The sequence below is a fragment of the Lactobacillus colini genome, from assembly GCF_017874575.1.
GTDB lineage: Bacteria > Bacillota > Bacilli > Lactobacillales > Lactobacillaceae > Lactobacillus > Lactobacillus colini.
Map to the genome: position 1 here is coordinate 110,812 of NZ_JAGGLU010000006.1, position 21,370 is coordinate 132,181.

General features: G+C 36.5%; 24 protein-coding genes and 1 pseudogene. 5 read left to right on the plus strand and 20 right to left on the minus strand.

The window, feature by feature from the left end:
* Positions 1-55: 55 nt before the first annotated feature.
* Genes J2Z60_RS06545 through rsmG form a run of 7 tightly spaced genes read right to left on the minus strand, consistent with a single transcriptional unit; the run spans position 56 to position 5,528 of the window.
* A complete protein-coding gene (locus tag J2Z60_RS06545; RefSeq protein ID WP_209686890.1) occupies positions 56-877 on the minus strand; it encodes a DUF1129 family protein in 822 nt (273 codons plus the stop codon).
* 9 nt (positions 878-886) lie between these two features.
* Positions 887-1,987: a redox-regulated ATPase YchF gene (gene ychF / locus J2Z60_RS06550; RefSeq protein WP_209686891.1), complete on the minus strand. Its 1,101-nt coding sequence runs from the start codon at positions 1,985-1,987 to the stop codon at positions 887-889.
* 30 nt (positions 1,988-2,017) lie between these two features.
* A complete protein-coding gene (locus tag J2Z60_RS06555; RefSeq protein ID WP_209686892.1) occupies positions 2,018-2,266 on the minus strand; it encodes a DUF951 domain-containing protein in 249 nt (82 codons plus the stop codon).
* Between the two features lie 23 nt (positions 2,267-2,289).
* Positions 2,290-3,171 carry a ParB/RepB/Spo0J family partition protein gene (locus J2Z60_RS06560; protein WP_209686893.1) on the minus strand — a complete coding sequence of 294 codons (882 nt, stop codon included), beginning with the start codon at positions 3,169-3,171 and terminating at the stop codon, positions 2,290-2,292.
* Entirely contained in the window at positions 3,155-3,928 is a 774-nt protein-coding gene (locus J2Z60_RS06565) for a ParA family protein (RefSeq protein ID WP_209686894.1), read from the minus strand. Before J2Z60_RS06565 ends, J2Z60_RS06560 begins: the two co-directional genes overlap by 17 nt.
* Before the next feature lie 8 nt (positions 3,929-3,936).
* Positions 3,937-4,794: a nucleoid occlusion protein gene (gene noc, locus J2Z60_RS06570; protein WP_209686895.1), complete on the minus strand. Its 858-nt coding sequence runs from the start codon at positions 4,792-4,794 to the stop codon at positions 3,937-3,939.
* Between the two features lie 14 nt (positions 4,795-4,808).
* On the minus strand, positions 4,809-5,528 hold the full coding sequence (gene rsmG, locus J2Z60_RS06575) for a 16S rRNA (guanine(527)-N(7))-methyltransferase RsmG (RefSeq protein ID WP_209686896.1): 720 nt from the start codon (positions 5,526-5,528) through the stop codon (positions 4,809-4,811).
* 198 nt (positions 5,529-5,726) lie between these two features.
* On the opposite strand from rsmG, the gene J2Z60_RS06580 reads away from it, so the two are divergent.
* Both J2Z60_RS06580 and J2Z60_RS06585 read left to right on the plus strand, forming a co-directional pair.
* Positions 5,727-6,263, plus strand: a complete 537-nt coding sequence (locus tag J2Z60_RS06580) for a CvpA family protein (RefSeq protein ID WP_209686897.1) — start codon at positions 5,727-5,729, stop codon at positions 6,261-6,263.
* A gap of 49 nt (positions 6,264-6,312) precedes the next feature.
* The gene (locus J2Z60_RS06585) at positions 6,313-7,719 is read left to right on the plus strand and encodes a fibronectin type III domain-containing protein (protein ID WP_209686898.1); all 1,407 of its coding nucleotides are present in this window, start codon (positions 6,313-6,315) and stop codon (positions 7,717-7,719) included.
* Positions 7,720-7,803: 84 nt separating this feature from the next.
* On the opposite strand, the gene J2Z60_RS06590 is transcribed toward J2Z60_RS06585, so the two are convergent.
* The 7 genes from J2Z60_RS06590 to J2Z60_RS06620 all read right to left on the minus strand — a co-directional run bounded on the left by J2Z60_RS06590 (position 7,804) and on the right by J2Z60_RS06620 (position 12,854).
* The gene (locus J2Z60_RS06590) at positions 7,804-8,730 is read right to left on the minus strand and encodes an FAD:protein FMN transferase (RefSeq protein ID WP_209686899.1); all 927 of its coding nucleotides are present in this window, start codon (positions 8,728-8,730) and stop codon (positions 7,804-7,806) included.
* Complete coding sequence (locus J2Z60_RS06595; RefSeq protein WP_209686900.1) at positions 8,731-9,519, minus strand: tyrosine-protein phosphatase; 789 nt, start codon at positions 9,517-9,519, stop codon at positions 8,731-8,733.
* 38 nt (positions 9,520-9,557) lie between these two features.
* Entirely contained in the window at positions 9,558-10,613 is a 1,056-nt protein-coding gene (locus J2Z60_RS06600; RefSeq protein WP_209686901.1) for a MupG family TIM beta-alpha barrel fold protein, read from the minus strand.
* 119 nt (positions 10,614-10,732) lie between these two features.
* Entirely contained in the window at positions 10,733-11,281 is a 549-nt protein-coding gene (locus tag J2Z60_RS06605) for an NADPH-dependent FMN reductase (protein WP_209686902.1), read from the minus strand.
* Entirely contained in the window at positions 11,281-11,841 is a 561-nt protein-coding gene (locus tag J2Z60_RS06610) for an NADPH-dependent FMN reductase (RefSeq protein WP_209686903.1), read from the minus strand. Before J2Z60_RS06610 ends, J2Z60_RS06605 begins: the two co-directional genes overlap by 1 nt.
* A gap of 56 nt (positions 11,842-11,897) precedes the next feature.
* Positions 11,898-12,473, minus strand: a complete 576-nt coding sequence (locus J2Z60_RS06615; RefSeq protein ID WP_209686904.1) for a TetR/AcrR family transcriptional regulator — start codon at positions 12,471-12,473, stop codon at positions 11,898-11,900.
* A 162-nt stretch (positions 12,474-12,635) separates the two neighbouring features.
* The gene (locus J2Z60_RS06620) at positions 12,636-12,854 is read right to left on the minus strand and encodes a hypothetical protein (protein ID WP_209686905.1); all 219 of its coding nucleotides are present in this window, start codon (positions 12,852-12,854) and stop codon (positions 12,636-12,638) included.
* A 96-nt stretch (positions 12,855-12,950) separates the two neighbouring features.
* Here J2Z60_RS06620 and J2Z60_RS06625 point away from each other — a divergent pair.
* Positions 12,951-14,363, plus strand: a pseudogene (locus J2Z60_RS06625) (C69 family dipeptidase).
* A 51-nt stretch (positions 14,364-14,414) separates the two neighbouring features.
* Here the strand turns inward: J2Z60_RS06625 and J2Z60_RS06630 are convergent.
* The 4 genes from J2Z60_RS06630 to J2Z60_RS06645 form a co-directional block, all read right to left on the minus strand.
* Positions 14,415-15,086: an ABC transporter ATP-binding protein gene (locus tag J2Z60_RS06630; RefSeq protein ID WP_209686906.1), complete on the minus strand. Its 672-nt coding sequence runs from the start codon at positions 15,084-15,086 to the stop codon at positions 14,415-14,417.
* A 12-nt stretch (positions 15,087-15,098) separates the two neighbouring features.
* A complete protein-coding gene (locus J2Z60_RS06635) occupies positions 15,099-16,157 on the minus strand; it encodes an ABC transporter permease (protein ID WP_209686907.1) in 1,059 nt (352 codons plus the stop codon).
* A gap of 6 nt (positions 16,158-16,163) precedes the next feature.
* On the minus strand, positions 16,164-16,688 hold the full coding sequence (locus tag J2Z60_RS06640) for a TetR/AcrR family transcriptional regulator (protein WP_209686908.1): 525 nt from the start codon (positions 16,686-16,688) through the stop codon (positions 16,164-16,166).
* 97 nt (positions 16,689-16,785) lie between these two features.
* The gene (locus J2Z60_RS06645) at positions 16,786-17,397 is read right to left on the minus strand and encodes a histidine phosphatase family protein (protein ID WP_209686909.1); all 612 of its coding nucleotides are present in this window, start codon (positions 17,395-17,397) and stop codon (positions 16,786-16,788) included.
* Between the two features lie 204 nt (positions 17,398-17,601).
* Here J2Z60_RS06645 and J2Z60_RS06650 point away from each other — a divergent pair, with 204 nt between their 5' ends.
* Positions 17,602-18,351, plus strand: coding sequence for an alpha/beta hydrolase family protein (locus J2Z60_RS06650; RefSeq protein WP_209686910.1), 750 nt, complete (start codon positions 17,602-17,604; stop codon positions 18,349-18,351).
* A 51-nt stretch (positions 18,352-18,402) separates the two neighbouring features.
* Here the strand turns inward: J2Z60_RS06650 and J2Z60_RS06655 are convergent, their stop codons facing one another.
* Both J2Z60_RS06655 and yaaA read right to left on the minus strand, forming a co-directional pair.
* Positions 18,403-19,716: a C1 family peptidase gene (locus tag J2Z60_RS06655; RefSeq protein ID WP_209686911.1), complete on the minus strand. Its 1,314-nt coding sequence runs from the start codon at positions 19,714-19,716 to the stop codon at positions 18,403-18,405.
* 102 nt (positions 19,717-19,818) lie between these two features.
* Positions 19,819-20,562, minus strand: a complete 744-nt coding sequence (gene yaaA, locus J2Z60_RS06660; protein WP_209686912.1) for a peroxide stress protein YaaA — start codon at positions 20,560-20,562, stop codon at positions 19,819-19,821.
* A 62-nt stretch (positions 20,563-20,624) separates the two neighbouring features.
* Between yaaA and J2Z60_RS06665 the strand changes: the two genes are divergently transcribed.
* A complete protein-coding gene (locus tag J2Z60_RS06665; RefSeq protein ID WP_209686913.1) occupies positions 20,625-21,329 on the plus strand; it encodes a hypothetical protein in 705 nt (234 codons plus the stop codon).
* Positions 21,330-21,370: the final 41 nt, after the last annotated feature.

Sequence of the window (21,370 nt, forward strand, 5' to 3'; positions counted from 1 at the left end):
AAGACGCAAAGCGTCCAATTATTATACTATATATATTCTAATCCTTATAAATCAATTAATCACGTTTTTGATTTTGAGCACGTTGTTTTAGTGGATCAACTACATGATATTTTTGCTTGAAAAAGCGCCGTCCCAAAAAGGCAAGAACTGCCAAGATAATTTCTATCCAAGGATTAATAATTGGGTTAAACGGTCTGAAGACTGGCAAGCTAGTAAATGTGATCCATAAGAAGACAGCCATCAATACAACCGCTGCAATTGCAATCATCTTCCAGATTGCTGGGCGATCTTCCTTATCACGAGCAAGCATATTATTGTAGTATGCCATAATTATTCCAAACAAAATTGCCACTGAAAGCATGGTAATGATACCCATTTCGCTGCTTTGGCTATCTTTAGATTTCGGCATGAACAATTGCACAACGCCAAACATCCCCAAGAAGAAAGTTAGATACAAGAGAACATTATCTACAATTTGCATCCAGAATTTGCTTTCAACGGGCTTAGCCTTAGGATGAGCTAGTTCATGAGCCTTTTCAGTAGGTGATTGTCGATAAAGCGTGCTAGCTGGCATACCCTTATATTGAGCAATAATAATCTCAGGTAAAATACTATTAATTGCATTATCTACTTGTTCACCCGCTAGTTTTTCATTATCGCGCATTGCCTTTTCTAAGCGAAAAATATAGTCTGCATTCTTATTGCTCAGCTTTTGCCGAAGTTGCTCAGGATTGGTATTTTTTAATTCTGCTTCTGTTTCTAAGCGTTTAGATTGCTTTTGCAACTTTGCTTGTTTAGATCCAGCTTGAGCGGCGTTTTTTTGTTCAGCAGTTAATTTTTCTTTTGGCTCTTCTTTAGTTTGATCTTTTGGATCCATTAAAACCTCCTAAACATTAAATCTAAATTCAATAATGTCACCGTCTTGAACAACATAATCTTTACCTTCAAGACGTAACTTACCAGCTTCTTTAACTTTTTGCATGGTTTCTAATTCGTTTAAGTCATCAAATGAAACAACTTCTGCTCGAATAAAGCCACGTTCAAAGTCAGAGTGAATAACACCTGCAACCTGTGGTGCCTTCATTCCTTCATGGAAAGTCCAAGCACGAGTTTCAGGACCACCTGCAGTAAAGAAAGTTCTTAAGCCCAAAATGTGGTAAGCAGCCTTAATCAAGCGGTCAAGCCCCGACTCTTCAACGCCTTCCATTTCTAAGAATTCTTTTCTTTCGTCTTCATCCATTGATGCGATTTCTTCTTCTGTTGCAGCTGAAATCCCCAATGCTTCTGCATTTTCACTTTCGGCATGCTTTTTGACAATTTGATAGTACTTATCACTTTCTGGGTCAGCCATTGAACTTTCAGCGATGTTAGCTACATAAATGACTGGCTTAGAGGTAAGCAAGAATAAGCCCTTAACAATCTTTTTCTCATCATCATTGAAGTCGATTGAACGAGCTGCTTTCCCCTCTTCAAGTACTGGCTTTAACTTGTTCAAAACTGCCATCTCAGCCTTGGCTTCCTTATCACCTTGCTGTGCTACCTTTTGAACCTTACCTATCCGACGATTAACTGCATCTAAATCGGCAATTGCTAATTCCAAGTTAATAGTATTAATATCTTCTTCTGGATCAACTTTACCAGTAACAGAAGTAATATTATCATCATCAAATGCACGTACTACATGGACGATAGCGTCAGTTTGACGGATATTCTCTAAGAACTTGTTACCTAACCCTTCACCTTTAGAAGCACCCTTAACAAGACCAGCAATATCAGTAAATTCAAAAGTAGTATGTACAATCTTTTTAGCCGGGATCAATTCTTGAATCCTAGCCAAGCGGTCATCGGGAACTTCAACCATTCCAACATTTGGTTCAATTGTTGCAAATGGATAATTTGCCATTTCAGCTCCCGCCTTAGTAATTGCGTTAAACAAGGTTGACTTACCAACATTTGGTAAACCAACAATACCAGCAGTTAATGCCATTATTTTTTCTCCTTATCTTTATTAACTTAATTAATCAAAATGGGGTATAGCAATATCTTCCTTAGGTACATAATGCTCTAACTTGCTATTAACAGGATCATTAGCAGCGTGCAGAACCTTTTTTAATTTTTTATTGAAATCTGCCCGCGGCATCATAATCATATGTCCGCATCCCATGCACTTAATGCGGATATCCGCACCCATGCGCAAGATTTCCCATTTATTTTCACCACATGCATGATTTTTTTTCATTTGAACCACATCTGCTAAGTGAAACATGAAAAATCACTCCTATTAAAAACTTAACTATCTAAGTCTACACCTAATAGATTTAAAATACGATTCAATTCATCAACTGAACCAAAATCAATTGCCAGATGGCCTCTTCCTTTTTTGCCTTCGGTAATATTAACCTTAGTACCAAATTTATTGGCCAACTCTGACTCACTTGCCCGAATGAAGGCTGACTTTTTAACCACCTTAGGTTTAGTTATCTTAGATTTTTCATTTAGATTATTAACTAAAGCTTCCAGCTTACGAACAGTAATGCCTTCCTTGACAACTTTTTTAGCTAATTTATCAATGCCATCTTTATTCTTTAACCCCAAAAGAGTCCTGGCTTGTCCCATTGAGAGTTCACCACGTTGAAGCAGACGCTTAGTTTTTTGTGGAAGGGTTAGCAAGCGCAAGTAATTAGCGATATATGGTCGCGATTTACCTAAACGCTTAGAAACCTCTTCTTGAGTTAAACCAAGATTTTTTTGAAGCATTTCATAAGCTTGCGCTTCTTCAAGTGGCGTTAAATCTTCTCTTTGCAGATTCTCTAATACCGCTACTTCCATCATCTGAGCTTCGTCAAATTGACGAGTAATCGCTGGAATAGTAGTTTTGCCGGCTAGCTTAGAAGCACGGAAACGTCGTTCGCCGGCAATAATCTCATAGCCATTAACTGACTCTCTGATAATAATCGGCTGAAAGACACCATTCTCTTTGATTGATTCAGATAATTCTTTTAAGCTCTTATCATCAAAAGTCTTACGTGGTTGATATGGATTAGGACGAATCTCAGCTAAAGAAATGTCTTTAACTTCTTCAGCTTCTTTAGCTTGTGGACTATCTTCAAATAAGGCTTCCAGACCACGTCCTAACCCTTTTTTTTGTGATTCTTTAGAATTTCTTGTCATGAGCTGTCAGTACCTCTTTTGCTAGTTCGTCATAAACCTTAGCCCCTCGTGACTTAGGAGCATATTCGGTAATCGGTTTACCATAACTCGGAGCTTCGGCTAGTTTAGTTATTCTAGGAATAATTGTCTTATAAACCTTCTTAGTGAAGTAAGATTGTACTTCTTTTACCACCTCTGCGCCTAAATTAGTGCGAGCATCAAGCATCGTTAATAAAACTCCTTCAACGCCCAAATCCTTATTGAAGTGCTTTTGAACAAGCCGAATAGTATTAAGTAATTGACTTAGCCCTTCCATAGCATAATATTCGCTTTGAACAGGAATTAGAATTGAATCAGATGCTGTAAAGGCGTTAATTGATAATTGACCTAAAGAAGGCGGACAATCAATTAAGATAAAGTCATACTTATCAGCTACTTCATCAATTCCTTGCTTAAGTCTTGTCTCCCGTGCCATCATGGAAGTTAATTCCATTTCGGCACCAGCTAGTTGAATGGTAGCTGGTACAACATCTAAGCCCTTAGTTGAAGTATGATGGATAGTTTTAGAGATAGGGACTTCATCAATTAATACATTATAAATATCTTGATCGACATCTGATTTCTCTACTCCTAAGCCAGATGTAGCATTACCTTGCGGATCAATATCTACAAGCAATACTTTATAACCATATTGTGCAATGCTGGCTCCCAGATTGATAGTGGTAGTAGTTTTACCTACACCGCCTTTTTGGTTAGCAACAGAAATAATTTGAACCATTTTTTGCCCTACTTTCTAAGCATTTCAATGGTAATTTTATATGAATCTTTTCCTTTGTCTTCAGTGTACTTAACTTTCATACCTGAATCTTTTGCCATTTTAATTGCTTTTTTGATAGTGTTGATTTGAACTTTAAAGTCCTTAGTTGGCTTGGTGTTAACGACTGTCTTTTCTTTTTTAGTTGCTTTCTTAGGAGCTTTTTGATCAACTTGCTTAGCTGCTAAGTAGCCGTCAATATCTTTAGCCATTTCTTCAGTCTTTTTTACATTAAGACCATCGGCTATTATGATCTCAGCTGCACGATCTTGATCTGCTGGCTCAAGTGCTAGTAGCGCACGACCATGGCGCTGACTAAGAGTTCCATCAACTAAGAGCTTTTGTACCTTGTCACTTAATTTTAGGAGGCGGATCTTATTAGCAATATAAGATTGGCTCTTACCTACTTGCTGGGCCAATTCGGTTTGTGTTAAGTCATTAGTTTCCATTAGCTTAACATAAGCTTCAGCTTCATCAATTGGATTTAGATCTTCTCTTTGTAAGTTCTCAATAACTGCTAAAGAGGCGACCTTTTCATCATCCATTTCTTCTACAATTGCAGAAATTTTATCCCAGCCAAGTGACTTAGCAGCACGATAGCGACGCTCACCGGCAATAATTTCATATTCAGCGTCATCACCTTGGTGCTCACGCAAAATAATCGGCTGCAATAAGCCTTGCTCTTGCAAAGTTTGAGCTAATTCGTTGATTGAATCTTCACTAAAGGCATGACGAGGTTGATAAGGATTAGGAATAATCTTATCTAACGAAATTTCTTGAATTTGCTTTTCTTTAGGAACTGTATTCTTCCTATTAAAAAATAATCCCATAATAATCCTCCATGTTAAAGTGGCTTGCGATTAGGTGTACCGGCTTGACGTGGGTACTTCTTAGGCGTTGGCATAACTTTGTTAATAATAATTAAAGTTCGTTCATCATCACTATCAGGTAGAGTTAATTCTTCCACCTTATCTACCCTTCCACCTAGCACCTTAAGTGCCTTAGTCGCATCCTTAAGCTCATCTTGGGCCTTGGGGCCCTTAAGAGCTACCATATAGCCGCCTTTTTTGACTAAAGGCAAGCAGTATTCGCTTAAGACACTCATCCTAGCAACTGCCCGAGCGGTAGTCAGGTCAAACTTCTCACGTAAATGTTGATCTTGTCCGGCATCTTCAGCGCGAGCATGGACTAAAGTAACATTGCTTAAATCTAACTTAGCAATCAGCTCTTCTAAGAACTTAAGACGCTTGCCTAAAGAATCAATAATCGTAATCCTCAAATCTGGTTGTAAGATCTTCATCGGTAACGATGGAAAGCCTGCCCCAGCGCCAACATCGCATAATGTCTTATCGCCCTTAAATAAATCACTAAAAGTTAATAGCGGCGTTACACTATCATAAAAATGCTTCGCATACACTTCATCGCGATCAACAATTCTGGTCAAGTTGACCCTCTCATTGACCGTTACTAATTCTTGATAATAAGTTTCAAATTGTTTTTTTTGCTTTTCGCTCAACTGATAACCATGTTGAGCTAAGTTTTTTAAAAAAAGTTCTGGATTCATAATTCACCCGTGAAACCTGTTTCACACTACATAATTTACCGCAAATATCAGCTGACGACAACATATTTTATTAATAACTTAACGTATTAATTATGGAGTATTTTTTAAGAATCGTCAAAATTCTGTAGTTACTTTTATCTTTTTCAGCTAAAATTAACTTCTAAGCTTATAATTAATGCCAAAGGAAGGTTAAAACAGATGATAATTACTATACTGGTATTAGTTTATTTAGGTTATGAAACCTATTCAGGCTACAGGGCTGGATTTGCTCAAAGAATCATCAATATGATTTTTTCAGCTTTAGTTTTTGCGGCTGCAATTTTAGGTCAAAATCCCTTCGGCAACTGGTTATATGAGCAATTCTCTGGTCAAGTCATCCCTACTTCAGGTAATGTGCCACTAGAATTAATGGGCTATCGCTTCTTTGCATTTTTTGTAATTTGGTTTATCGGCAAGAACATCGTTAAGCTTTTTAAAAAATGGCTCCCTAAACGTGATCCTAATAAAAGCGGCTTTGGCACTTTACTTGATAGTGTCTTAGGAGCAATTGTATCTTTTATTGCTTCGTACTTTGTCGTTTATGTAGTGCTGTCGATGTGTTCAATTTTTCAAAATCAATGGTTCATCCAGCAGACAGTTGACGCTCCATTTTTAAGATGGATTATCTACAGCACACCTATCCTGTCTAACGGTATCTTTAAGACAATTTTTGGTATTAGCCGAACTGTTGGTTAAATATAGTCAGCCTCCTAAGATGATATAATTAACTTAGGAGGTTTTTTCTATGAAAAAGAAATATCTATTAGGTGCGTTAATGGTTAGTGCTATCTTTTTTAGCTTAAATTCTGCATCCGCTAATGCAGCCAAAATATCAATGCCAACTAAAGGCACTAGCTACGTAAGAAAAGGCAACACATATAACTTACACTTTAAGGCACCTAGCAAGTTAACTGTTACTACCAAGGCTAAGTACACAATTACTAATACTTCAGATTGGAAGTGTATTCCTTACAAAACTTCTAAAAATAATACTAAAGTCTTTTATCTACGAACAGGTAATTACCATTTAACAGTAAATAAAAATGCTCAAATTAAGACAAACTATACTAAAATTAGCTCCATCAGAAAAAGTCTAGAAACTTTTCCTTATAAAAAGTACCCATCTAGCTCTTCTAAACCAACTAAGATAAAACTTGGTCAAAATGTTAAGGGCTTTTATGACATGTACCATACTAAAAAGTATAACAGCATGGGCTACTACCAATTCACAATTAACAAGGATAAAAAAGTAACAATCGACTATTCCTCAATGACCGTCTATCAAAATGCTAAGACAAATATCTTCAACGACAATGTCATCAAGATTAGCCCGGTTTCAAATTACTATTATGAACAAGTTAGCCCTAATATTAAAGGCACAGTTAATCATAAAAAATATTCTTGGAATCTAACAAAAGGCACCTATCTCTTGGCTTTATACCCAGCACGCGGTCGCTACCAATTTAAGTTAACTAGTTCCGATGCTGAAAATATCCCAGCTCAAAGTAAGATTACTAATATTAAAGCAACTAAAGACGGGATACATGTTGAGTATGAAAAGGCTGCTAATGCGACTGGTTATGGAATCTACTATCAAGAAAGCAAGTCACTTCTCTCAGATGGTGTAATTTCCTCATATCCTGGAAGTGTACTAGAAGAGGCTTATCCAAATATTTTAAATCGCACTATTCCAACTAATATGTTAATAAATGGTCAAACTTATACTATAGCTGTTGGTACACTTAATGAAATTAACGGCGAAAAGATCTTTGGACCTATTTCAAAGCCAATTACATTTACTTATTATGTACCAACTGATAATAATCAATCAGCAGTCAAGGTTCCCAAAATTGCAGTCAGTTATTACGATGATGGCGGTGGAGATGAGCCAAACATCGCTATTAAATGGAATAGCAATCCAAATGTTAACAGCTACGAAATAGCTTATCGCTTGAAAGGCAGTCAAAACTGGACTACTTACTTAACAGCACGAAAAGACGGCGATGAAATTACTGATCCTGAAGATGCTACAGGTAGTGATTTCAAAAAAGGTCAAGTTTATGAGGTTCGCGTGAGAGCATATACAGGTAACTTGAAGAGTGACTGGTCAGAAATTAAATCTACAACAGTTACCCTGACTCCCTACCGTTAATTAAGCCATACCTACTCCCGGTATTAGGTTCAGATAAAAATAAGATCAAGATTTCTATAGACAAGAAATTCTTGACCTTATTTTTTATACACCAATACGTTCAATATGTTCATCGTCATAGACAAAGATTGCTCCATAGCGACCTTCTTCGTCATTTTGCCAGCCGTCAATTGCATGCCCAGCGAAGAATAAGCGTTTGCACTCTAATTCTGCTTGAACAGAATCTCTAGTAAAGAGCGTCACACCAGCAACATGTGTTTGAACTGGATAACCAGTCTTAGGATCAATGATATGGTGGTATTTTTTGCCATTGATTTCTAAGAAACGTTCATAAGTACCAGAAGTTACAGCGGAACATTCCCTAACAGTTGCTGTAGTTAGGTTAATACCACGCTTTTGACGCGGATCTTGAACGCCTAATACCCACTTACCGTTAGCTCTCTTAGGAGAAGGATTAACGAATAAGACATTGCCACCTAGGTTAATAATTCCTGCCTTGACATCATAAGCATGCCACAAGTCACGGATACGATCGGCAATATAACCCTTAGCAATTCCACCTAAGTCTAATTCCATCCCTTCCTTGGCAAGATAAACACTCTGGTCTGCATCATTTAAAATAACGTCATCAGGATTAGTTAATTGCATCTTAGCCTTAATTGTTTCATCACTAGGCATATTAGCTCCCTTAAAGCCAATATGCCAGGCTTTAACAACTGGACCAATTAAGGCGTTAAAGCCATAACCCTTCTTGCTTTCTTCAACTGCTAACTTAATTAAGTTATAGGTACTGCTAGATACGGTGACTGAATATTTACCAGCTGCATGATTAATTGACATCACTTCAGAATGGTCGCGATTAACTGTTAATCGATCTTCATAACCTGCAATTAAGTCAAAGCTATCATCTAGGATTTTTTCATTTTCATCGCCAAAAATCTGTAAGGTAATTACAGTCCCTAGTCCGCGCCCCACCTTACTAATTGCCTTTTTTGAAAAGTCTTCTATCATCTAATCCTCCAAATATAAATCTTGCAAACGTCGCTTCAAAACCTCATCGACACCTAGTGCTTGCTTGAGATAATTATCAATTGAACCATAATTCTCTTCCATTAGAATTAAGGCCGTATCTAAATATTCATTAGCAACGCCACCTAATGATCGTACTGCTGCTCTAAGAGAGTAGTTGCCGCCTTGTTTAACGATTTTCTTATCCATTTGAGCCCGATAGTCATTGAGCAAGTAGTTAGAATAGAGATAATCTTGGCGGATAGTTTCCATATCGACGCCTAAAATATATAAAATCAAGACCGCAGCTAAGCCTGTCCTATCCTTACCTTCAGAACAATGAAATAAAGTTGCGCCTGCTTCATTATTAGCTAAGAGCTCTAATACTTTATGATAAGTATGGTGAGCATGTTCTGACATCGTTGCCTTAGTATACTGGTGACACATTGCCTTAAAGCCAGCATACTGATCCTTATCATAACTTGCCCGCAACTGCTCTAGGCGCTTATCAACACCATTTTTATTATCTGCATGAACAGAAATATTATAGTGCTTAGAGCCTGGTATATTAGTATCTGGCCACTTTTCGATTTCTCCCGCAGTTCTTAAATCAATTACCTGGTTAACGCCATAATCAGCTAAATAATTAACATCCCTTTGGGGAATATTGAACATCTTACCCGTTCTAACTAAGCGGTGCAGTTTTACCTTGCGACCATTTAAGCCAACATAGCCACCTAAGTCACGTGCGTTAGGAACTTCCTCTAAGGGTAAAACGATTGGTTTGGTCATCTAATCCCTCCTTAAAAATATATTATTTCTGGTAGTTTTTATTTTACTAAATTTTTTAAATATTCAAATGCAATTGCTTGATTAGATCCAACATAGTCAAGTAAATCTAAGTCAGAATTAACAATCTTACCTAAAACATTTACCTTTGGATTCGCAGGTAGATCAACCTTAGTAATTTGAACTTCACCAGCATATCTGCCATATCTGTCATTATCGCAAGTAATTGTCCCCTTAAGACGATTAACTGCCGGTTGAGGAACCGTGTTAAATAATTGAAGCTGGCGGCTTTCATTTAAACGAATTACATTGGCAGCAACATCAGGACGATTATGCCATAAACGATTGCTCAACTGAGAGATATCAGCATCCATATGCAAAGTTATCACCTTATCGCGCAGATATTTCTCAAAGCTGTCAATTGTACTATCTTTCAAACTGCTATCCCCAATAAAAACATAATCGCTGCCTAACTTTTTTAATGCCATACTGGCAGCTAGTGGATTCATGTAGCGATACTGCTCTACAGTTGGCAAGCCTTCATATATCGGCCCACGCTTATTGCCATCACCACTGACAAAGGCAATTGTCTTTAAATTAAAGCTCTTAAGCCATTCATTCTTTTCCTTTAACCAATCAGTTGCTAAACCAGTTTCAGGATGGGGATAGAAGTTATGCCAAGCGTCCAAATGATCAAAATTGGCGTTCTCTTCCTTCAGGTGGGTTAAATCTTTCATCGTAATTGTGCTAGCATTTAGAGCAATTGGCATTGCTTGCGATAGCTTAGCTACGGTTCTCATTAAGATGCCATCGTCAATTCTTAAACCATATATGTCTAGTGCTTTAATTTGCTCTACGTCATTAATGTCGATTCCTAGTTTTTGGAGTCCTGTTTGAGAAACATCAGCAATTAATTTTAATTCTAGATCCCGGCACCACTTAGCTAGTTGACTTAGTCTCTTTAAGATACTAGCAGGATCAGAATCTAATAGTAGCGAAGTAAACACATATTGAAAGCCAGCATTACGCATGGCTAATAAGTAATTGTGATCAGATGCAGTTAATTCTTCATTTAAATAAATAGAAAATCCAAACATATTTTTTCCTCTGTTTGTATTGATTATAAATAAAACGCTTTCCTAAAAAATAATAACCTTAAAAGACCACAAAAACAATTCTAAATAGAAAAAAGGACCCTCAGGTCCTTTTTAAGGCATTAAGCATGCTTAATAAATTTGATAAAGTTTTCAAATGCTGCATCTATAGCTTCAATATCTGCTGGATCAGTTAATTCACCAGTTTCTTTGTTAAACTTATCAGCTACATGGCTAACTAAAACTTCATTACCAGGAAGAACATTAGAACCCAAATCTGGAGAAAGCAAGATTTCCCGCATATCTTCTTGGGCACGTGTTGCTCCTTGAATACCGTAAGAAGCACCGATAACCATTGAAGGCTTCATTCTAAAGACATCACCATTACCTGGTGCATGTTCACCAGTCCATTCCATTGCATTCTTTAAGGCTGCAGGAATTCCGTGGTCATATTCTGGAGTTGAGAAAATAACACCATCAGCTTGACGGATTTTTTCTCTGAAGTCAACAACAGTCTTATCAACTTCAGCATCTTTCTTAAATTTTGGCAATTGTGCAATTTCATAAACTTCAATTTCAGCCTGATTGCTGTAACGCTTAGCCATAAATTGCTGTAATAAACGATTAAATGAAAAGTCGGCATTAGTACCAACAACTGCAAGTAACTTCATTATTCAGACTCCTTCACTTTTTCGTAGCCCTTAACTACTTGATAAAATTCATCAAATTCAGTAAAGAAATGCTCTAAGAACTTCACAGTACCATCTGGTAAGTTACCATCTTGATCAAATTGTTGTTGAGCATTACCCATCATAAATTCATCATTATTAAAGACAATTGCACCAACACCTGGAGAAGCTAATACATTCTTTAGGCGAACTTGAGCTCTTGAAGAACCCTGTGGTGTATCTGATGCACCAATTACCATTAATGGCTTGCCCTTAAATGGGTGTTCAGCAGAAGAAAGCCATTCAATAGAACTCTTCAATGAAGAAGGAACAGAATGTTGCGTTTCTGCTGTAGATATTATTACAGCATCAGCAGACATAATTTTTTTAGCTAATGCTTTAACATTATCAGGTTCAGCTAAGCCTTCCTTGAAGATAGGCAAATCTTCTACTTCAGCAGTTTCAAAATCATACTTACTACTAAAGTGATTCTTCACAAATTTTATTAATTTACGTTGCTTGGAGTCATTTGAATTACTACCAACTATAGCAAGAAATTTCATACTCTTTAATCTCGCTTTCCAGAAAAATAAAAGGTCTTTCTGTCTTTCCTTTTAAGTTATTCTCCCATCTCAACCTTTAGACGGTCATTAGCAATAGCATCGTCTAGCTGAGATTTTAAAACAGTGATAATTTGTTCTTGAGATAAGTTAACCATTTGATTCAGCTGCAAAGCTGCAATTCCTGTAGCTGAAATCCAATTAGAAACAATAATATGACGCAAATGCTCTTCATCAAAGCTATCGTTACCATATTGTTCCTTGAATTTCATTAAACCTAATTCCATCAAAGTATCAGAAATCATATCTGTCCCAAACTTACTATCTACAAACATTGCCCTAAAAAGTCCCATATGGTCCTTAGCAAAGTAAATGTAAGACAAGTCTAAGTCAATTAATGGTTCCCCAGTAAAGCTTTGTTGGAGAGTTTTAGATTTCAACTCATTGGAAATTTTTTCTAGAACTTGATTGTGTAAATCCCCCATGTTTTCAAATTCTAGATATATAGGTTGAGTTGAACAGTGAACTGCCTTAGCAATATTTCTAGCAGTTAAGCTTTCCATACCACTACGGATAGCCAGCTTATAAGCTGCATCTAATATTTTCTTCTTATCAATTTCCTTTTTTCTAGCCAATCTAGTATCCCTCACAAATTAATGAAATTTTTTATAAAATTGATTTTTTCAAATCAAAAGTTATTATAGCAAATATCTTGTTATATAACCTCTGTTGTTTTTATTATACACTAATTAAATAACATAAAGTTACTCTAAGGGACTTTTTTAAATTGAAAAAAATTAATTATCCCCAGAAAACTTACCATATTCTTCATCTACCATCTCAAGCATCTGCTCCTTAGTAATGCCTTGACTTGCCGCAAATGAAAAAAATGCTGCCGATAAAATGTATCCTTGTTCCTTCTCATCGGTTAAGTTATCTGAAAAATCTAAATTTAAACTACCATCATCGTAGTTTAAATTGATACCTATCCTTTTATTTTCATGATTGATTGCCATTATTTTGCACCTCGCTTACTTTTTCATTATAATTTAACTTATCATATTTATTATATCGAAATTTTTTTAAATGTTAACGGAAAAGAGGAACTTTTAATGCCTAATAAATTAGGACGCTCATCATGTACTTCGATTCTAATTGGTAAAAAAGCCAGCATTGACGGTAGCGTTATCATCGGACGCAATGAAGATGCCAAGACTGCCTGGCCTAAGCACCTGGCTTTTAACCAACATCAAATTAAAGAAAATAACACTTTCAGATCAAAAGATAATAAATTTACTATTAATTTACCAACTGAAATTTTTGCTTATTCTTCAACACCAGAATGGACTGATAAATACGGTGTCTTTGAAGAAGATGGAATCAATGAATACCATGTTGCAATGAGTGCTACTGAGAGTGCTTATGCCAACGATCGCGTCCAAGCACTCGATCCTTTTGACGAAGAGGAGGGCATTTTAGAAGAAGCTATGGTAACTGTGGTTCTGCCTTACGTTAAAACTGCTCGCGAAGGTGTTGAACGCTTAGGTAAGATCATAGAAGAACACGGTGCAGCTGAAGCCGATGGGATTTTATTTGCGGACCGTGATGAAGCATGGTATTTAGAAATCGGCTCTGGCCACCACTATGTTGCTCGCCGCATCCCAGATGATAGTTACGCTGTAGTTGCCAATCAACTTTCAATCCAAGAGGTTGATTTTTCTGATAAAGAAAACTTCATTACATAACCTGGTCTAGAAAAGTTCGTCTACTCTAACCAACTTTGGCCCCAAAATAAAACTTTCAATTTTAGACTAATCTTTGGTACTCATGATGATAGTGATTTAGCCTACAACACACCTCGTGTCTGGTCTGGGCAGAAATTACTCACTCCCTCTATTAAGCAAGAACCTGAAAGCTTCGAAATTCCATTCTTGCAAAAGCCTGACCATCCAATCTCAATTCAAGATGCTCAACGCGTACTTAGTGACCACTATAACGGTACTCCTTATGATCTAACTAATAGCAAAAATAAAGGTCAAGCAACCTTCCGTCCTATCACTGTTGCTACAACACAAGAGTCCCATCTTTTACAATTGCGTGATGACGATATGATTCATTGGTTGGCGATGGGAATTGCAGCTCAAAGTGTTTATATTCCATTCTATCCACAAGGAACTAAAGTTCCTACAATGTTTAAATATGGTAAAGAAACCTATACTACTAATTCGGCATATTGGGTATTTAAAGAAGCTAGCGTACTAGTTGATCGTAACTGGAACAAGTACGCTACAGCACTCAACAATACTCAAAAAGAAACTAATCTTGCTTTAAATAAGATTCGTCATGATTATGATCAAAAATTAGTCCAAGAAGCTAACCCAACCCAAAAGACTAACTTAGTTAACGAAGCTAACAAAAAAATGGCCGATACTGCAATTAAAAACTATCAAAAATTGATTGCCCAGCTAATTACCGATCAAACTGCAGATTCACCATTGCGCTTTACGATGGATCCTAACTTATAAGCAAAAATAAAGAGAGTTCAGACTATTTGAACCCTCTTTATTTTTGCTTATTTATCTTTTCTTAGTAAGTTTACCATCAAGCATTTCATAAATGTGATCGGCATATTTTTCTAGTCGCATATCATGTGTAACTAATAAAATTGCCTTATCTTGTTGGCGAGCTAAATCTTGAAACATTTTTCCGACTTCTTCTACTCTTTCGCTATCAAGTGAAGCAGTTGGTTCATCTGCTAATAAAATTTCGGGTTTAGCATACAATGCCCTAGCAATAGCTACACGTTGTTTTTGCCCACCTGATAATTCTTTAGGATACTTTTTGACTAATTTATTAATTCCTAACTTTTTCAACAAATCAGATAATTCTGCCTTAGTTAAATTATCTTTTTTAACCTTATCAACTAATTTAAACTGTTGCATCACAGTTAAATAAGGGACTAGATTATAAGCTTGTAAAACGAATCCTATTTTATTCAAACGTAACTTATTAGCATCCTTTGATTTTAGATTACTAATATCTTGACCATCAATCTCAACTGTACCACTTGTAGGGCGCTGAATTGCCCCAGCAATTGTTAAAAAGGTACTTTTACCAGCTCCAGATGGTCCTACAATCAAAACTACTTCACCTTTTTGAGCTGTAAAATTAATATCTTTTAATGCCTTTACTTGGGCATCACCTTTACCGTAAATTTTACTTACATCTTTTAAAGTAATTACAGACATAATACCTCTTTTCTAGCCAATTGCCTTAACAGGATCGACTTTCATAATTGATCTAATTGGAATTAATCCACCTATTACCCCGGTAATAATCATTCCGATAAGTCCACTTGCCATAATCCATGGTGCAAATTCAATCGGTACTGCCGATGGCATAACTTGTACCATTATCAACATTACAATTAAGGCTAAGACACTACCAACAAAAGTCAAAATCAAAGATTGACTAATAGTTGCTCCGACTAATGTCTTAGTAGGAATACCTTGAGCGCGGAGTACTGAGTAGTTTGGCATCTTTTGCATTGTTAAAATGTATAGAAAGACTGCAATAATAATTAATGAAATTACAAATAAAAATCCTATCATCAAAGCAAAAGTCAAGTTTTGAGCTGTATAACCAGGTAACTTTTTAATGAAGGCCTTAACTTTATAAGTTTTGACATCATCACTCTTGAGCTTAAAGTTAGAATTTTGAGAAATAATACCCGATGCTACTGCATTAGGTGCAAGTGGGCGGATCTTTTTCCAAGTTGAAAGTTCACCATAAACGATTGGAGCAATATTAATTTTGGCATTATTGACGAAACCGGCAATTTTATATTTAGTCTTTTCACCGTTAAGGCTAATCTTGTCGCCAACTTTATATCCTTTATTAGCAAAACTCTTGTCAACAACTACCTCATGAGAACGAATTACCTTTTTACCTTGAGTTAATTCTAGGTTTTTATAAATATATTGATCTTTGTCAAGTCCGATAAATTGTGCAGACACAGTGCTATTGCCCTTGTGTTTAACAACAACGGGTGTTTCACCGACAAAAGCTTCTTTGCTTCCTAAATCAGACTTTTTAACTTGATCTGAAGTCAAAACGGATTGTGCCAAATTGATATTTGAATTTTTATTAAGGACTACACTTTGAGTTTTCCAACTTTCTACTGCTTGAGTATTCTCAGAAGCTAATCCTACAGCCAATGATGACAACATATATATTAAAAATGCTATCAAAAAAATCATAAAGGTAATCAAACCATACCTTAATTTTTCATATTTTATTTCCTTTAGTGCTAAAAACATATTTATTTACCGTCCTTTAAGCAATTCAAGACTTTCCCGATATCGATTCAAGTTTTGCTTGCGATTCTTGGGATCAAATAATACTAAATTAATTACTTCATGAGTCAAAACCATTGCGCTCCATTTACACGCATCTAACTTAAGCAATCGCTCACTCATTTTTTTAGGATCTGATTGAAGCTCACTTTCATTTTCGGATAAATGCAACTTAATTAATTCACGGTACTGACTATTCTCTACTTGATCAATAAAATCAATTGTCATTTGATAGAAAACATCAGGATCATATTCACCAAGTAAATTGCGATAACCTAAATGAACTTCTTTCATTACCTGCTGATAGAGATAGTTATAAGCATCAGTTAAATCATCAAAGTACTTATAAAACGCTCCTCTTGCAATTTGCGCCTCTTTAACTATCCGTGCAACTTGAGCCTTTGATAAAGGATAATGGCTAAACTCATCGAGTAATGCTTGCTCAACTCGTTTTTTCTTTTCAGGTGATAGATTATTAAAAGTTGACTTGACCATCATTTCCTCCTTAGTGACATCGTGTCACTAACAACATGTAGTATATAATCAAAGTGACACAGTGTCAACATTTAAATATAAAAAAATTTAGCTCTCGCTAAATCCTTTCATTATTCACAAGTGACCGATTATAAAAAATTAATCGACGTAAATCATCTTTAAAATAAAGTTTAGTCAAATTGCAATTATCCATTTGACCAAAGTAAGAAATATCCCCATTAGTCAAATAATGGGCGCATGTCATGCGAGCTACAACACCATGACAAACTACCAAAACTTTATCATCTGGATGTTTTTGGTAAATATCTTCAAAAAAATCCACCAATCGACTTTCAAGATGACTCCGCGCTTCAATATCTGCTGCATATTTGTACATATTGTCAGTCGTTAGACCTTGAGAGTCAAAAGCATCAGGATATTTCTTCTTCAAATCAGACGAAGCCTTGCCATCCCAAGAACCATAATCCATTTCTTTTAAACGGTCATCGGTTATAATCTCCTTATTGCCAGCAAAGATACGAGCAGTTTCTTGGGCACGCTTTAATGGGCTAGCGTAGACAACATCGAATTGAGCTGCATTGAAATTTTGGGCTGCCTTTTGAGCGAATTGACGCCCATCTTCACTTAAACTAGGATCAACACTGGAACCTTGAATCATTGCTAACTTATTTAACTCAGTTGTTCCATGACGCAAAATTACAACTTCCAAATTTTAACCCCCTTAACAATCAGATTGTATAGCTAATTAATAATAAGTATAACGCAATAATTACAGCTTACTAAGATATACAACTTTTAAATCAAATATTTAATATATTCATCTCGATATGACTTATTCTTTTCTTAAGGCAAACTTTAGCACTATGAGCTAAGAAAAAGATTACAATGTAAGTAAGAAAGCGAGGTCTTAATTATGTCTAGAGTAGAAATTCAAAGAGACGGATTAACACTAGTTGGTGAACGTCTTGAACCTTTTGGTGAAATATATGACATGGCAATTCTATTCCATGGCTTTAAGGGAACTAAAAATGATCCTTTAATCAAGGAAACAGCCAATAAGTTATGGGAAGAAAATGTAGCATCCGTTCGCTTTGACTTTAATGGTAGTGGCGAATCCGATGGTGAATTTAAAGATATGACTATCTTAAATGAAGTTGCTGACGCTAAGGCAATCTTAGATTATGTGCGAACTGATCCACATGTTCGCAATATCTATTTAGTTGGTCACTCGCAAGGTGGGGTTGTAGCGTCAATGCTAGCTGGCCTCTATCCAAATATAATCAAAAAGCTGGTACTACTAGCCCCTGCAGCCACCTTAAAGTCTGATGCCCAAAAAGGATTCTTACAAGGTGTTCATTATGACCCTAAAAATATTCCAGATTCAATTAGATTAGGTAAGTTTACTATTGGCGGTCTATATTTAAGAACCGCTCAGATCGTCCCAATTTATGAAACTGCTGCTAGATTTACTGGTCCTGTCTGCTTAATTCATGGAACTAGTGACACAATTGTAAGTCCTGGTGCTTCTAAGAAATACCATGAAATTTATCAAAATAGCACCCTCCACCTCATTGATGACGCTAGCCATAGCTTTAAGGGAGAATATACTAGCCAAGCCCTGCAATTTGTGGTTGACTTCTTAAGACCGGCACAATTTTATTAGAGAAAAAAGACAATCTACAAAGTTAAGCGTAGATTGTCTTTTTCTCTATTTTTAACCAATATTATCCCATGGTTTAAGATCAATTGCTGGTCCTTGGGCAAGTTTTACTTGTTCAGCAGTTAGGTATTCTTTTTTAACTACGACATCATAAACATAGTCTTCAAACCACTTTTGACTCATCTCGTAGAAGCCCTTGTGGCCCATCTTATCGCCCCAAGAGTTCTCTACCTTCCACTTGCGAATCTCACCATTATCTTCGTCAACACCAACTAGCGTCATATCATGAGTCGCAAATCCTTCACCCGTTGCCAAGCGATCGGCCTTGCTCATCTGGGTATCAACGCTGAATAATTCATCTGTCTTATATAATTCGGTATCCATAAAGCCGGTCTTGCGTTCCATCTGCTTAGAAACATCGTTACCAAAGATAACTGCATCCCCATCCTTAAGTTGTGCTAATGCTGCTTGTGATAAGTATTCAATCGGCACATTTAAGAACTTAATCTGATCTCCACCATCCACATTGTCATAAAGTGACATGTGGTATAACTTATTAAATTCATGGTTAGGACAGTTAGATAAGACTACATAGTCATCGAATTTGAAGTCCTTGAAGTATTTTTCAACGAATTGACGTGGGGTCATATTCTTTTCTAAGTGATAGTTCTTATCGTCATCACGATATTCTAGGTCAAATGTCTTAGGTGGCTCACCTAGAGCAACGGCTACCATTCTATAAACTTCGTTTAAGGCTTGTTTTTTAGCAGCTTCAAGCTCAGCTTTTTTGCCTTCATTGGCTAACTTACGCAATAAGAGCGCATCTTTGCGTTCTTTTCTAGCTAAAGAATCTGCTAGAGCAGTAGTATCATTAGAATTAAAGCTCTCTGGCATCGCATATGATGGCACCAAGCCATACTTCTTAACTAAGTTAATTGCCATGCCCCATAGTCCGCCATCTTCACCAGCAAATTGAAGCCAGGATTGAACTTCACGATCATTAAGCGGCTTATCAGCTAAGCGAATCATTGCATCATAGAAGGCGTTTGCCCTCTCTATCTTATCCCAGAAAAAATTATAAGCCTGTGAAAAAGTAAAGTTCTTAGTCTTATATTTCTTGCCAAAATAATGACGCAAAACATTCAAACTAGCGAATTCCCAACAACGTCCGGAATGCTTTTGATCAGTAACGTTCTCAGTATCTAATTCAATTGAAAAAGTATGATTTAATCTAGCGCTAACCCGATCATTGAATGACGCTTCTAATAAGCCGCTGCGGCGAGCAGCAATTGAAGCCATTTTATTCTTATCACTAGCATTAAAATCTTTCGAAAAGTCAGCAATTTCTTGTTCTGAAATAGCAGTCATATTATCACCCTATCTTCTAATTTAAAATTTATTTGTTTATTAATAATAATACCTTTTTATAAGAAAATAACAATACTTATAAACTTTAAACTTAAAGATAACTTATTCCATCTTCTTAAAAACAATCTTATCCATCGTTGAAGAAGCATCATACTGATAACCAAAATCATGAAAGTCTTTTAAATCATCTAACTTGGTGACTTGGTTGGCTGCCATAAAGTGCACCATGGCTCCCCGCGCCATCTTGGCATGAGTCGCAATCTGGCGCCATTTATCGTTTTTTCTTTCTAAAAAAGTAACCGTAATTATCCTTTGTCCGTCTTTAACATAAGGTTCTAGCAAACGGGAATATTCCTTAGAAGCAAGATTAATTACTAGATTATCTTCTTTAAATATTTCCTGAGCAATACTCTCGCCCCAATAATGATAGAGACTATAATCAGCGAATCCTACCATACCAGTTCTCATCTCTAAACGGTATGGCACAACCCCATCAAACGGGCGCAATACCCCATATAATCCTGATAGGATACGCAAGTTCTTTTGCAAGTATTCTAATCCTGCACGCTCTAAAACATCCCCAGCCAAGTATTGATACTGAATTCCATTGTAAGCCATCATCGCTGGCGTCAGCTGCTGGTCTAGTTCTTCATAGTTGAGTCTTGTCATATTTTCACGTACAATCTTGTCATTGGCTTGCCAAATTTCTTTTAACTGATCGAAATCTCTACTCTTCAAAAAATCCCATAGTACCCTTGCCTTATCCAAAAAGATAGGCATGCTCTCAACTGCAAAACTATCGCGATCAATTTGCATCTTTTTAGCTGGTGCAATGATAATTTTCATCGAAATTCCTCCAAAAAACCTTATAATTATAATGATACTTAATTTAGAAAGTAGGTCCCATTATGACTAATAACTTACATGCTGAGAATCCTGAAGACTTAAACATTGGTATTGTTCTACAATACAACATTGCCGACAAAGGCGCAATTGATGCCGATAACCTTGTTCGCTATGCTCGTGATTGTGGCTTCCGTGGCGTAAGCATTAACGGTGCTGACGAATTGCAAACTAAACTTTTAAAACAATCTTGTCAAACTTACAGCCTTAAATTCTGCCAAGCAAGAAGTGCTATCAAGTTAGAAGGTCCTGATATCTTATCAGAGATAATGATTGCTAGAAATGAATCAAGAAATATTTACTTTGAAATTGATCTCAACCAAGATGGTCAAATTGATAGCGATGAAGTGCCAGCAATGGATAACTTACGTCAATGGATTGGTCGCTTCGGCCACGCCTTCTATGAAGCTCGCCCAACTAAAGAGATAAGCACCAATAGCAATGCCTATATCTTTAAAAACGCCATTGCTCCATATCAGATTTATATCTTTATCCACCAGCCTCTTGCAGATAAGATCACATTAAATGGCGTCCCAGAGATTAAGCGGGCCATCTGGATCGACACACGCAAGGAATTAAACTTCAACCAAGACGGCAATCAAATCACGATTGACTTACCAAGAGAAGATGATGATCTTAAATTTACTATTTATGGTCTTCGCCTTGAAGCACACCGCCCGGAAGATGATATGGGCCCAACAGAATTTTAATTTATCAAAAATGAGCATATTAATTAGGATATGCTCATTTT